The 12985-nt window shown below is 65.8% G+C and carries 10 protein-coding genes; 9 read left to right on the top strand and 1 reads right to left on the bottom strand.

The features are described 5' to 3' along the window. Positions 1 to 21 precede the first annotated feature (21 nt). Positions 22 to 2196 carry a TonB-dependent siderophore receptor gene (locus tag Sa4125_RS01275; RefSeq protein WP_224002877.1) on the bottom strand — a complete coding sequence of 725 codons (2175 nt, stop codon included), beginning with the start codon at positions 2194 to 2196 and terminating at the stop codon, positions 22 to 24. 265 nt (positions 2197 to 2461) lie between these two features. Between Sa4125_RS01275 and recQ the strand changes: the two genes are divergently transcribed. The 9 genes from recQ (at position 2462) to Sa4125_RS01230 (ending at position 12985) form a co-directional block, all read left to right on the top strand. Next, the gene (gene recQ / locus Sa4125_RS01270) at positions 2462 to 4279 is read left to right on the top strand and encodes a DNA helicase RecQ (protein WP_224007419.1); all 1818 of its coding nucleotides are present in this window, start codon (positions 2462 to 2464) and stop codon (positions 4277 to 4279) included. Positions 4280 to 4766: 487 nt separating this feature from the next. Next, on the top strand, positions 4767 to 6689 hold the full coding sequence (locus Sa4125_RS01265) for a methyl-accepting chemotaxis protein (protein WP_224002875.1): 1923 nt from the start codon (positions 4767 to 4769) through the stop codon (positions 6687 to 6689). After that, positions 6689 to 6985, top strand: a complete 297-nt coding sequence (locus Sa4125_RS01260; protein ID WP_224000345.1) for an STAS domain-containing protein — start codon at positions 6689 to 6691, stop codon at positions 6983 to 6985. Before Sa4125_RS01265 ends, Sa4125_RS01260 begins: the two co-directional genes overlap by 1 nt. Next, complete coding sequence (locus tag Sa4125_RS01255; RefSeq protein WP_224000346.1) at positions 6982 to 7350, top strand: response regulator; 369 nt, start codon at positions 6982 to 6984, stop codon at positions 7348 to 7350. Before Sa4125_RS01260 ends, Sa4125_RS01255 begins: the two co-directional genes overlap by 4 nt. A gap of 116 nt (positions 7351 to 7466) precedes the next feature. Continuing rightward, positions 7467 to 9767: a chemotaxis protein CheA gene (locus Sa4125_RS01250; protein ID WP_224002873.1), complete on the top strand. Its 2301-nt coding sequence runs from the start codon at positions 7467 to 7469 to the stop codon at positions 9765 to 9767. Positions 9768 to 9772: 5 nt separating this feature from the next. After that, positions 9773 to 10237, top strand: a complete 465-nt coding sequence (locus Sa4125_RS01245) for a chemotaxis protein CheW (protein ID WP_188849065.1) — start codon at positions 9773 to 9775, stop codon at positions 10235 to 10237. Between the two features lie 83 nt (positions 10238 to 10320). Then, the gene (locus Sa4125_RS01240) at positions 10321 to 11214 is read left to right on the top strand and encodes a protein-glutamate O-methyltransferase (RefSeq protein ID WP_224002871.1); all 894 of its coding nucleotides are present in this window, start codon (positions 10321 to 10323) and stop codon (positions 11212 to 11214) included. After that, positions 11211 to 12236, top strand: a complete 1026-nt coding sequence (locus Sa4125_RS01235; RefSeq protein WP_224002864.1) for a chemotaxis response regulator protein-glutamate methylesterase — start codon at positions 11211 to 11213, stop codon at positions 12234 to 12236. Before Sa4125_RS01240 ends, Sa4125_RS01235 begins: the two co-directional genes overlap by 4 nt. A 359-nt stretch (positions 12237 to 12595) precedes the next feature. Continuing rightward, complete coding sequence (locus Sa4125_RS01230) at positions 12596 to 12985, top strand: response regulator (RefSeq protein ID WP_224000347.1); 390 nt, start codon at positions 12596 to 12598, stop codon at positions 12983 to 12985.

The raw sequence follows: 12985 nt of genomic DNA, 5'->3' as shown, positions 1-12985 counted from the left end.
ACGGCATGTGTGATGGCCTGCCTACCAGGAGTAGGTCAGGCTCGCAGTGACCTTACGGGCATCGGCGTAGAAGCAGGAATTGGCGTCCTGGCACGAGGCCACGGCCTTCTTGTCGAAGAGGTTGGAAGCGTTGAGCTGGCCCTTCCAGTTGTCCTTCTCGTAGGAGATCGAGGCGTCGACGACGGTGTAGTCCGGCACCTCCAGCGTGTTCGCCTTGTCGGCATAGCTCCTACCGTTCCAGCGCAGGCCGCCGCCGAGGCGAAGACCGGTCAAGGCGTCCGACTGGAAGGCATAGTCGACCCAGAGCGAGGCGAACTGTTCGGGAATGGCCACCGGCACCTTGCCGAGGTCGACGTCGCTGGACTCCGTCACTTCGAGATCGAAATTGGTATAGGCGGCCAGGAGGCTGAAGCCGTTGCCGAGGCCCACGGTGCCCTCGAGCTCGAAACCCTGCGACCGGATTTCACCGGTCTGGACCTGCTGGAACGGATTGTTGCCGGCGACGTCGTTCGTCAGCACATTGCCGCGGGTGAGGTCGAAGACCGAGGCGGTGAAGAAGCCGTCGAAGCCGGTCGGCTGATACTTGATGCCGGCCTCGACCTGGTCGCCGTCACCGGACTCGAAAGGCGTCCCGGCCGAGTCGAGGCCGAGAACCGGGGTGAAGAACCGGGAGTAGGTGGCATAGGGCGTGATGCCGTTGTCGAAGAGATAGGCGACGCCGGCCCGGCCACTGAAGGCGCCCTCGTCTTCGTCGGCGTCCGTGCCGAGGCGGTTGTCGAGTTCCGTGTTCAGGAAATCGTAGCGCGCGTTCAGCGTCACCACGAGCTTGTCGGCCGTCATCTGGTCCTGGATGTAGAGACCGGTCTGGCTCAGCGTCTGGGTGTTGTCGATATAGGGCGCGCCGAGCGGCGGCTGGCCGACGCCGTAGTCCGGGCTCAGCAGGTCGAGCGCCGTGCCGAGCCCTCCCGGTCCGTTCCAGGCCGACACCGCCTGGCTCTGGTCGAGTTTGTAGTAGCGGTAGTCGAGGCCGGCGAGCACCTTGTGGTCGACCGCGCCCGTGGCGAAGAGCGCCTCGACCTGGTTGTCGATGGTGACGGTGTCGGCCACCGGGTCGGTGCGGAAGTGGATGCGCGCGAGTTCCGAGCCGCCCGGGGTCACGTAGCCGTTGCCGTAGGCCAGCGCATAGGTCGATTCGAGATGGGCGTAGCGGGCCTTCTGGCGCACCGTGAAGGTCTCGTTGAACGAGTGCTCGAACTCGTAGCCGATCATCGCCTGGTCGCGGGTGAATTCGTCGACCGTCGTGTCGCTCGTGAAGAGCTTGCGGTCGATCTTGCCGTAGGATGCGGGGCGCACCGTTCCCTCATAGGGCAGGAAGCCCGGGACGTTGTTGGAATCGTCGCGCTGATACGAGCCATAGAGGGTGAAATTCGTCTGCGCGTCCGGCGCCCAGGTGAAGGTCGGTGCGATCAGGCCGCGGAACTCGTCGCCTTCGTCCGCATAGTAGTCGCCGCCGAAGAGCTTGGTGTTCAGCCGGTAGCTCCAGACGCCTTCGGCGTCGAGCGGACCACTGCTGTCGAGGGCGGTATAGGCCTGACCGTATTCGTTGATGCCGACCTCGATCGACCCTTGCGCCGTCTTGGTCGGGCGCTTGGCGATGAGGTTGACGAGACCGCCCGGCGAGCTGCCGCCGTACAGCACCGAGGCCGGGCCCTTCAGCACCTCGACGCGCTCGAGCAGTACCGGATCGACTTGCCAGGTCGCGAACGCGGTCGAGAACAGGGCGAGGCCATCCAGATACAGGCCGTCCTCGTTGGCCGGGAAGCCGCGGATGTTGAACCAGTCCAGCCGGTTGTTGTTGCCGAACTTCTGGCCCTGGACGCCAGAGGAGTAACGCGTCGCCTCGTCGACGGACTGGACGTTGCGGAGATCGAGCTGGTCCTGCCCGATCACCGAGACCGGCTGTGGGCTCTCGAGCCGGGACCCGGCGCCCTTGGTCGACGACACGCTCTGCTTCGGCACGCCAAGGTTGCTGTCGGCGGCCAGGGTTCCGTCGGTGCCTGTGCCCTCGCTCGCACCGCCCTGCAGGGTCACCGTATCGAGGACGATGGCGTCCTGGGCAACGGCGGGGACGAGCAAGGCCCCGAAGGCACAGGATATCAGCAACAGGGTCTGGGTGCGGCGGGCGGCAGCGGACATGGTAGGCTCCTGACTATCGATGGATCCCTAGCCGTTTTATTATGATAATTGGAGTCAAGTTCTGCGCTGCAATGGTATCTGAGCCTCACTGTTGCCGTAATGTGACGCCTTCCGCGTCTGGAAGCGCTACCGGTGTCCGGGCATGTGACCTGTCGGCGGCGCCTAGGCGTTGACGGGCAGAACTCGATTGCCCTATCCCGCGGGCAAGCCCAGTCTCGACGGCCGGCGGCGATCGCGCCTTCCGAAGCAAGGAGCCAGGACCACGCTGAAGGATCCTTCCGACGTCCTCCGGGACGTCTTCGGCCATGCGTCCTTCCGGGGCCAGCAGGAAGACGTCGTCCGCCATGTCACCGCCGGCGGCGATGCCGTCGTGCTGTTTCCGACGGGCGCGGGCAAGTCGGCCTGCTACCAGGTGCCGGCGCTCTGCCGCCAGGGTGTCGCGATCATCGTCTCGCCGCTGATCGCCTTGATGCGCGACCAGGTCGAGGCTTTGCGCCAGGCGGGCGTCTCGGCCGCGGCGCTGAACTCCTCGATCGCGCCGGAAGAGGCGAGCGATATCCGCCGCCAGATCGCCGCGGGCACGCTTGACCTTCTCTATGTCGCGCCGGAGCGCGCGTCGACGCCCGGCTTCCGCCGCATGCTGCAGGACGCGAAAGTGGCGCTGATCGCCATCGACGAGGCGCATTGCGTCAGCCAGTGGGGGCACGACTTCCGGCCGGACTACCGCGAGCTCGCCAGCCTCGGCGCGCTGTTTCCGGGCGTGCCGCGCATCGCCCTGACCGCCACCGCCGATCCGATGACCCGCGCCGACATCATCGAGCGGCTGGATCTGGGAGAGGCGCGCGTCTTCTCCTCGAGCTTCGACCGGCCGAACATCTCCTATTCCATCGTCGAGCGCGACAATGCCCGCCAGCAGCTCCTGAAATTCCTCGCCGCGCACGCGGGCGACAGCGGCATCGTCTATTGCCTGTCGCGCGCCAAGGTCGACGACACCGCGACCTGGCTGTCGGCCCAGGGCATCCGCGCTCTGCCCTATCATGCCGGCATGGATGCCGGCCGGCGGGCCGCCCACCAGGACGCTTTCCTGAAGGAGGACAATCTCTGCCTGGTCGCGACGGTGGCTTTCGGCATGGGCATCGACAAGCCGGACGTGCGCTATGTCGCCCATCTCGACCTGCCCTCCTCGATCGAAGCCTACTACCAGGAGACGGGCCGCGCCGGCCGCGACGGCCAGCCGGCCGCCGCCTGGATGAGCTACGGCATGGGCGACGTGGTGCAGCGGCGACGGATGATCGACGACGGCCAGGCGCCGGAGGAGATCAAGCGCGTCGAGCGCGGCAAGCTGACCGCCCTCCTCGGCCTCTGCGAGACGGTGGACTGCCGGCGCCGGGCGCTGCTTGCCTATTTCGGCGAGGCCTACGACCATGCCTGCGGCAATTGCGACACCTGCCGCTCGCCGGTCGAGACCTTCGACGGCACCGATGCGGCGGTGAAGGCGATGGCTGCGGTCTATCGCACCGGCGAGCGTTTCGGCGCCGGACATGTCGTCGACGTCCTCACCGGCAAGGTGACGGAAAAGGTGCAGCGCTTCGGCCATGAAAGCCCGGCGGTGTTCGGCGCCGGCAAGGACATCGACGCCAAGGTCTGGCAATCGATCCTGCGGCAGCTGACGGCGAGCGGTCTCCTCGTCGTCGACCACGCCGCGCACGGCGCCCTGAAGCTCGGTGAGGGCGCGCGCGCGGTGTTTCGCGGCGAGCGCCAGATCACCTTGCGCAAGGATCGGCCGCGCAAGGCGACCGAGACGCGGCGGTCGGGCTTCGCCTCGCCGGCCGCCGCCGACATGCCGGAGGGCGCGCAGCGCCTGTTCCAGGCGCTCAGGGCCGAGCGCCTGCGCATCGCCAAGGAGCAGGGCGTGCCGCCCTATGTCGTCTTCCAGGACGCCACGCTCCGGGCCATGTCGCTGACACCGCCCGGCAGCCTCGAGGCGATGATCGCCCTTCCCGGCATCGGCCAGGCCAAGCTCGAACGTTATGGCGAGGCCTTCCTGGCCGTGATCGACCACGAACGGCAGCAGCCCGGCTGAACGCCGCTCCGCGACACCCTTGTCTTCGACCTCGCCGCCCCGCGCCGGAGCGCCGGGCGCAAAAGTGAAATCCGCTTTCTCGAAACATCCGGCGCGGCAAACTGAGAGAGCCAGCGTTTCCGGCGTTTTCGGCAAAATTCCCGGAGCGCTGGAGGGAACGCTCCTTTTCCGATGACGCTTGTCGCTGCCGCAACACATCAGGTCGGACCAAGCTCCGTCGTGGACAGTCGCCCCGCGCACCCTGCGCCGAAAGGGATGCGCGGATCGCGACCACCGAAATCACCCTCCCCACCTCAAGGGTTTCTCAACCAACCTCGCCTATAGATGAGCAATTAGAACTGCGACCCGCTCCACAATAGATCAGTGAGTAATCATCGCTTCAGGATTTTGAGTTATCGTTTTTGAGAAAGAATTAAGCAGGACTTATGATAGTTAATCGTCACCGATTATCATACTCCCTCTGAGCAGAACGTGTTGAGGCCAGCAGATGCGATTTTCGGATATCTCCATTGCCAAGAAGATCGGAACGGCGTTCGCGATCATGATCATCGGTGCAGCCACGATGGGGGTGGCCGTCCGCGCCAACATGTTGACGATCGAAGAAGCGCGGCTCGTGACGGACGGACACAATACGATCATCGCAGAAACACTGGAGGCACGCGGCGCCCTGACGCGTCAGGAGAACTCCCTGCGCGGCTTTCTCATCACCAAGGACAGCTACTATTCCGAGCGAGTGAAGAAGCACTACGCAACCTTTGGAAAGCATCTGGGTGAGGTCCGCAAGACCTCGGTCATGACACCGGAACTGACGGCCGCTCTCGACAAGATCGAAGCCGACCTGGCCGCATGGCATCTCAACATTGCCGACCCTGCTGTGGCCTTCGCCCGCGACGAAGCGACCTATCCGCAGGCTGTCGCCCTTCTCAGCTCGGACGCGGCCGCCAGCTACATCGATCCGGTCGAGGAAGGGCTGGACAAGATAAAGGACGACGAAAGGGCAGGGATCGCAGGAGAGACCGCAGCCCAGAATGCCGCCTATCAGAACGCCCAGACGGTGCTCCTCGTCAGCATGGCCCTGCTGATCGCCGCGGCCGCCGGCCTCGGGCTGCTTCTCACCCGCGCCATCGCCTCGCCCGTCATCATGCTGCGCAACGCCATGCAGCGGCTCGCCGGCGGCGACACCACGATCGAGGTTCCGGCTCTCGGCCGCAAGGACGAAGTCGGCCAGATGGCGTCAGCCTTCGACGGTCTGAAGCAGGTTTCCATGGACCGTGAGCGCCTCGCCATTGCCGCGGAGGAGGCCCGTCGCGCCGACGAGATGCGTGCCAAGCAGACGGAAATGGCCTCCGAGGAATACGTTCGGGCGCACGAGTTCTTCATGAGCGAGGTCGCGGTCGGCTTCCAGCGTCTGGCGGCCGGTGACCTTCTGGCCCGCTTGGACAAGCCCTTCGCCTCCGACTACGAAGCCTTGCGCGGCCTGTTCAACGACAGCGTCGGCAAGCTGGAAGACGCGATGGGATCGGTGGTTCATTCGATCACCGCCATCCGCACCGGCCTGACCGAGATCACCGTCGCCTCCAACGACCTCGCCCAGCGCACCGAGCAGCAGGCGGCGAGCCTCGAGGAGACGGTCGCGGCGCTGTCGGAAGTGACGACGGGCGTCAACCAGACGGCGGAGGGCGCAGCCCAGGCCCAGGTCGGCGCGACGGCGGCGCAGAAGAATGCCGAGAAGGGCGGCGAGATCGTCGCCAAGGCGGTCGCGGCGATGAGCCAGATCGAGCATTCCTCGGAGGAAATCGGCAAGATCATCGGCGTCATCGACGAGATCGCCTTCCAGACCAACCTTCTGGCCCTCAACGCCGGCGTCGAGGCGGCGCGGGCGGGCGAGGCGGGCCGCGGCTTTGCCGTCGTCGCGCAGGAAGTGCGCGGGCTCGCCCAGCGCTCGGCGGAAGCGGCCAAGGAGATCAAGGCGCTGATCTCGACCTCGTCGAAACAGGTCGGCGAGGGCGTCGAGCTGGTCACGGCGTCGGGCAAGTCGCTGGAGGAGATCGTCACGCAGGTCGCGGAGATGTCGGCGGTGGTCGCCGAGATCGCCCGCAGCGCCAAGGAGCAGGCGGTGTCGCTCCGCGAGGTCTCGGGCGCGGCCGACCAGATGGACAAGGTCACGCAGCAGAACGCCGCGATGGTGGAAGAGACAACGGCTGCCGCGCAGAACCTTTCGGACGAGACCGAGGACCTGGCAGGGTTGATCGGCCGCTTCCAGACCCGGGCCGCCGCGACGTCGCATCGCGCCCCCGTCAGGGCCATCCATCACGACCCCGTCGCCGCCCGTCCCGTCGCCCAGATGCGCACGACGGGACACGGCGGAGCGGCTCCGAAGGCATCCACCGACAGCTGGGAAGAATTCTGATGAACGACGCCACGGACGCCCTGGTCATCGACCTTCCGGCCCATCTCGACCTGACGGCGGCGGCGCCGCTCGCCGAGCGCTTTCTGGCCGCCCGCGGCGAGGCCATCGCCATCGACGCCTCCAAGGTCGAGCGCTTGGGCGGGCAATGCCTGCAGGTCCTTCTCTCGGCCGTCGTCACCTGGAAGGCGGACCTGACGCCGCTCTCCATCATCCAGCCCTCCGACGGCTTCGAAAGCGGCCTCAAGCTCCTCGGCCTTTCCGTCGACAGCCTGATCGAGAAAGAGATCACCCTATGACCAAGACCATTCTCACCGTCGACGACTCGCGCACCATGCGCGAGATGCTGCGCCGTGCGCTGCAGGATTCCGGCTTCATCGTCGTCCAGGCCGAGGACGGCGTGCATGGCCTCGAAGTCCTCGAAGGCATGGCCTATCCCGACGTCATCATCACCGACGTCAACATGCCCCGCATGGACGGCCTGCAGTTCATCGAGGAAGTGCGCAGCGACGTGAACCGCCGCGTCATCCCCATCCTCGTCCTCTCCACCGAGAGCGACCCGGAGAAGAAGGCAAGAGCCCGCGGCGCAGGCGCCACTGGCTGGATCGTCAAGCCATTCGACCCCGTCAAGCTCGTCGACGCCATCAAGCGCGTCGCCGCCTGACACCCGTCGTCGCCGTCGAATGAACAGAGAATGGGCGCTCCCCGGCACAACTGCCGGGCGAGAAGCCCGAAGGCGCCGCGCTGAAACGCCGCCGCCAGAGTGACAAGGAGATTTCGATGGACGCGATGGCAGAGATCAGGGCGACATTCTTCGAGGAATGCGTCGAACAGCTGGGTGAACTGGAGAGCGGTCTCCTGGCGATGGAGAACGGCGAGGCCGATTCCGATACGGTGAACGCCGTCTTCCGGGCCGTGCACTCCGTGAAGGGCGGCGCCGGCGCCTTCAACCTCAACGATCTCGTGCATTTCGCCCACATCTTCGAGACGACCCTCGACGAGGTCCGGTCGAACCGGCTCGAGGCGACGCCCGATGTCATCCGGATCATGCTCCGCTCGGCCGACGTCCTCGCCGATCTGATCACGGTCGCTCGCGACGGCGGCGAAGTCGATGCCGCGCGCAGCAAGGTCCTCGTCGACGAACTGCGGGCGCTCATCCCGGCCTCCAAGGGTGGCAAGGCCGCTCCCGTCGCCGCATCGGCAGACGTGGCGGAAGAGGAAGCCGAGGAGGAGGACGCCTTCTCCGGCATGTTCGGCGATGGAATGGACGGTCTCGACTTCATCCCGGTCGCCGTCGAGCTCGACGAATTCTTCGCGCCCCAGGTCGGCTATCGCGTCACCTTCAAGCCGAAGCCCGACATGTACGCCAAGGCCAATGAGAGCGCCCGCCTCATTCGCGAAGTGCTGGCGCTCGGCGGCGGACAGGTCCTCTGCGATACCTCGCAGACCCCCCTCCTCGGCGATCTCGATCCGGAAGGCGCATTTCTGGTCTGGAGCATCGAGGTCGCCACAGAGGCGCCGATCGAGGACGCGATCCGCGAGATCTTCGAGTTCGCTTCCTTCGACTGCGAGCTGACGATCGAGCCACTCGGCGGCGAAGCCGTCGCCGGGGAATCCGAGGAGGAAAGTGTCGATCCCGAGATCGCGGCACTGCTGGCCCGCATGCAGTCCGGCCTGTCGGACGAGCCGGCCGACGCCATGCCCGTGGCCGCGCCGCCTCCGTCCGCCGAAGCCGCGGCCAAGCCGGCGGTCACCGAGAAGTCGCCATCGGCGCCGGCGAAGCAAGCCGCCGAGCCGGCCGTGCCGGCCAAGGCCGCGGCACCCAAGCCCGCCGCCGCGGCTGCCGCTCCCAGCGCCGATCCCGTCGCCCAGGCCGGCGCGACCATCCGCGTCGACCTCGAGCGTGTCGACAAGCTGATCGACCTCGTCGGCGAGCTCGTCATCCACCAGGTCATGCTGTCGCAGCGCGCGACCCAGGCCGGCCTCACCCGCGCCACCGACGTCGCCGTCGGCCTCGACGAACTGGAGCAGCTGACCCGCGAGATCCAGGACAGCGTCATGGCGATCCGCGCGCAGCCGGTGAAGTCGGTCTTCCAGCGCCTCCCGCGGCTGGTGCGCGAGGTCGCCGACGCGACGAAGAAGTCGGTGCGGCTCGTCACCGAGGGCGAAGGCACCGAGGTCGACAAGACCGTCATCGAACGGCTGTCCGATCCGCTGACGCACATGATCCGCAACGCCATCGACCACGGCGTCGAGACGCCGGACGTGCGGCGTGCCGCGGGCAAGCCCGAGGAAGGCACCGTGCGCGTCGCCGCCATGCACCGTTCCGGCCGCATCGTCATCGAGATCTCGGACGACGGCGCCGGCATCAATCGCCCGGTGGTGCGCAACATCGCCATCAAGAATGGACTGATCGCCCCGGATGCGGCTCTCACCGACGAAGAGACCGACAACCTGATCTTCCTGCCCGGCTTCTCGACCAAGGAGGTCGTCTCCGAGCTCTCCGGCCGCGGCGTCGGCATGGACGTGGTCAAGCGCTCGATCCAGGCCCTCGGCGGCCGCGTCTCCATCGCCTCCAAGCCCGGCGAAGGCTCGATCTTCACCATGAGCCTGCCGCTGACGCTGGCCGTGCTCGACGGCATGATCGTCACCGCCGGCACGCAGACCCTCGTCGTGCCGCTGACGGCGATCATCGAGACGCTGAAGCCGAAGGCGAGCGAAGTGCGTGGCTTCGGCAGCGACGAGCGGCTGATCAAGGTTCGCGACAGCTTCCTGCCGCTCATCGACGTCGCGGCCCATCTCGGCTACCGGCACGAGCAGACCGACGCCATGAAGGGCGTGGCGATCCTCGTCGAGGCGGAAAACGGCAGCCGTTCGGCGTTGCTCGTCGACGCCATCCAGGGCCAGCGCCAGGTGGTGATCAAGAGCCTCGAGGCGAACTACGGCCGCGTCGAAGGCGTGGCCGCGGCCACCATCATGGGCGACGGCCGGGTCGCCCTCATCCTCGACGTCGACGCCGTGACCGCCACGTCGCGCTTTGAACAAAGCCATTTCGGCAACAGCCTGCAGGCAGCGGAGTAACTGTCATGAACGATATCAAAGACAACGAGAAAGCCGGCATGCGCGAACTGATCGCGTTCCGGATCGGCGAGCAGGAATTCTGCGTCGATATCATCGCCGTGCGCGAAATCCGCGGCTTCGCTGCAGCGACGCCGCTGCCGCACGCGCCGAACTTCGTCGTCGGCGTAATCAACCTTCGCGGCACCGTGCTGCCGATCGTGGATCTCGCCGCCCGGCTAGGCTTCGGCCCAACGCAGCCAACGGCCCGCTCGGTCGTCATCGTGGTACGCATCGATCGCCAGCTCGTCGGCCTCCTCGTTGACGCCGTCTCGGACATTCTGACGGTCACCGACGACCTGCTGCAGCCGACACCGGATATCGCCTCGGAACTCGCGCGCACCTTCGTGCGCGGCGTCATGGCCTTCGAGGGGCGGATGATCTCGATGATCGCCGTCGACTTCGTCCTGCCGCAGACCGACATGGCGGCCTGATCCACCGCTCGTTCCGCGTACCCAGACCGTCCGGCAGCCCGCCTGCCGGATGACGCAACCGCGATACAGAAGGCACGACTCCCATGGCACGACCCGAATCCGACAAGCGCGAGGCAGAGGGCCGAACCGGATCGGGTGAATTCCTTCTGACGGATTCCGACTTCACGACGATCGCCAGGATCCTCCACTCGGATTCCGGCATCCTCCTGTCGCCGTCAAAGAGCAATCTCGTCTATTCGAGGCTGGCCAAGCGGCTTCGGGCACTCGGCCTTGCAAGCTTCAAGGAGTATTGCGCGCACATCGAGGGCGCTGCGGGCGCCAGCGAGCGGATGAGCATGCTTGCCGCGCTGACGACCAACGTCACGCATTTCTTCCGGGAAAACCACCATTTCGAGCATCTGAAGACCGTTCTGTTGCCGCAGCTTCTCGCCGACGCCAAGAAGGGTGGGCGGGTGCGGATCTGGTCGGCCGGCTGCTCGAACGGCCACGAGCCCTATTCGATCGCGCTGACGCTCCTGTCGATGATGCCCGACGCGCCGAACCACGACATCAAGATCCTGGCAACGGACATCGACCCGAACGTCATCGCCTTCGGCCGTGCGGGTGTCTACGACGAGGCGACACTCGAAGCGGTTCCGAAGGCCCTGAAGCAGCGCTGGTTCAAGCCGCCGGGCGGCAAGGGCGGCGACGCCTTCGAGGTGTCCGACGCGATGCGCGACCTGATCTCGTTCCGCGAATTGAACCTCATCGGCGACTGGCCGATGCAGGGAACCTTCCAGGCGCTTTTCTGTCGCAACGTCACGATCTACTTCGACCAGCCGACGCGCGAGAAGATCTGGCACCGCTACTGCCGCTATCTCGAGCCCGGCGGCTGGTTCTACATGGGTCATTCGGAACGCCTGACCGGCCCGGCCACGCAATATCTCGCCTATGAGGGAACGACGGCCTATCGCCGCCTCGAGGGGGAGGTGAAATGAGCCCGGTGCGGGTTCTCATCGTCGACGATTCGCGCACCATGCGGGCGCTCCTGAAGCACGCGCTGTCGGGAGACCCGGCCATCGACGTGGTCGGTGAGGCGGCCAATCCGCTGGAAGCGCGCGACATGATGAAGGAACTCGACCCGGACGTCGTCACGCTCGACATCGAGATGCCGAACATGAACGGCCTCGACTTCCTCGAAAAGATCATGCGGTTGCGTCCGACACCGGTGATCATGGTCTCGAATCTCACCCAGCCCGGTGCCGCGGCGACACTGCAGGCGCTGGAGACCGGTGCCTTCGACTGCGTCTCCAAGCCGGGTGGCCTCACCGGCAATACGCTTGACCACCTGCCCGCTCTGGTCAAGGAAGCCGCCAAGGCCAAGGCCGGAATGGCATCCGGACGGCGCCAGACGGCAGTGGCCCAGCCCACGGCGAACGGCGCGGCGCTCGTTCGCAACGCGAATTGGCCAGACGTCATCGGCATCGGCTCTTCCACCGGTGGCGTCGAGGCGCTGATGACGGTCCTGTCGGACTTTCCCGCCGATTGTCCGCCGACCCTCATCGTCCAGCATCTGCCCGCGGCCTTCACGTCGTCGTTCTCGGCGCGGCTCAACAAGATCTGCAAGGCAAGGGTGGTCGAGGGCCAGAACGGCGTCGAGATCCAGCGCGGCACGGTCTACATCGCGCCCGGCGCCCAGCACATGTCGCTCGCGACCAAGGCAGGCCTGCGGCTGAAGCTCACGCAGGAAGATCCGGTCAACGGCCACCGACCATCGGTCGACATGCTGTTCTCCTCGCTTGCCCAGAACTTCACGGGTCGCATGACCGGCGCCATCCTCACCGGCATGGGGCGGGACGGGGCACAGGGCCTCTTGGAAATGCGGGAGAAGGGCGCGAGGACCATGGCCCAGGACGAGGCGACCTCCCTCGTCTACGGAATGCCGCGCGTCGCCTACGAACTCGGCGGCGCGGAACGGCGCGTGCCGATCCACGGCATCACCCGCGAAATTTTTTCATGACGTCAGGCCGTGCCCATCCGCGCCACCACCGGATAACCGAACGTGGTCTTTGCAAGAAGACTGAATCTGCACTGCTCATTTCTCACTAGAACAAACTAGTATTCTACAGCTGACGCCAGATCCACTGTCGACATACTGTAATAGCAAAATTCCCAGGCCGATGGCAGACATTTTGTTAATCCAGTTCGTGTTGAATAGCGCGGATTAGTTAAGCCAGCCGCCTTCGAGCAGCGAGGGCAAGGCAGGTCCATTACGTCACGGGAGGCTGTGAGCGCTGTCCGCCGCGAACTGGCGCACCCCCGCATATGGCCGGTTGCTCTCTGCAACCGGTCTTCGAGAATATGAGAAGGAACGAAGGTATGGCCTTCAAGTCGCAACTGAAAGTCCTGATCGTCGACGATCAGCGCACGAGTCGGATGCTGATCCGCGATGCGCTCGACCAGCTGGGGATTTCGCAGATCACGATGGCCGTCGACGGCGAGGAGGCGTTGAAAATGCTGATGAGCGCGCCGAGCCACATCATCATCTCCGACTTCAACATGCCCAAGCTCGACGGGCTGCAGCTCCTGAAGGCGGTGCGCTCCTATCCGCCGACCAAGAAGACCCCCTTCATCATCCTCACCGGCCGCGGCGACCGCGAGCTGGTCCAGAAAGCCGCCGCCCTCGGCGTCAACAACTTCCTCGTCAAACCCGTCTCCGTCCCGGTCCTGCAAAAGACCATCGAAGCCGTCGTCGGAAAGCTGCAATAG

Source organism: Aureimonas sp. SA4125, assembly GCF_019973775.1.
Classification (GTDB): Bacteria; Pseudomonadota; Alphaproteobacteria; order Rhizobiales; family Rhizobiaceae; genus Plantimonas.
Note: the sequence above shows the minus strand (reverse complement) of the source record. Positions and strands in the feature narration are given on the sequence as shown.

Excerpts from the sequence above, each read along its gene's own strand:
- Sa4125_RS01275 (WP_224002877.1), bottom strand. The coding sequence starts at position 2,196 with ATGTCCGCTGCCGCCCGCCGCACCCAGACCCTGTTGCTGATATCCTGT.
- Sa4125_RS01265 (WP_224002875.1), top strand. The coding sequence starts at position 4,767 with ATGCGATTTTCGGATATCTCCATTGCCAAGAAGATCGGAACGGCGTTC.
- Sa4125_RS01260 (WP_224000345.1), top strand. The coding sequence starts at position 6,689 with ATGAACGACGCCACGGACGCCCTGGTCATCGACCTTCCGGCCCATCTC.
- Sa4125_RS01255 (WP_224000346.1), top strand. The coding sequence starts at position 6,982 with ATGACCAAGACCATTCTCACCGTCGACGACTCGCGCACCATGCGCGAG.
- Sa4125_RS01250 (WP_224002873.1), top strand. The coding sequence starts at position 7,467 with ATGGACGCGATGGCAGAGATCAGGGCGACATTCTTCGAGGAATGCGTC.
- Sa4125_RS01245 (WP_188849065.1), top strand. The coding sequence starts at position 9,773 with ATGAACGATATCAAAGACAACGAGAAAGCCGGCATGCGCGAACTGATC.
- Sa4125_RS01240 (WP_224002871.1), top strand. The coding sequence starts at position 10,321 with ATGGCACGACCCGAATCCGACAAGCGCGAGGCAGAGGGCCGAACCGGA.
- Sa4125_RS01235 (WP_224002864.1), top strand. The coding sequence starts at position 11,211 with ATGAGCCCGGTGCGGGTTCTCATCGTCGACGATTCGCGCACCATGCGG.
- Sa4125_RS01230 (WP_224000347.1), top strand. The coding sequence starts at position 12,596 with ATGGCCTTCAAGTCGCAACTGAAAGTCCTGATCGTCGACGATCAGCGC.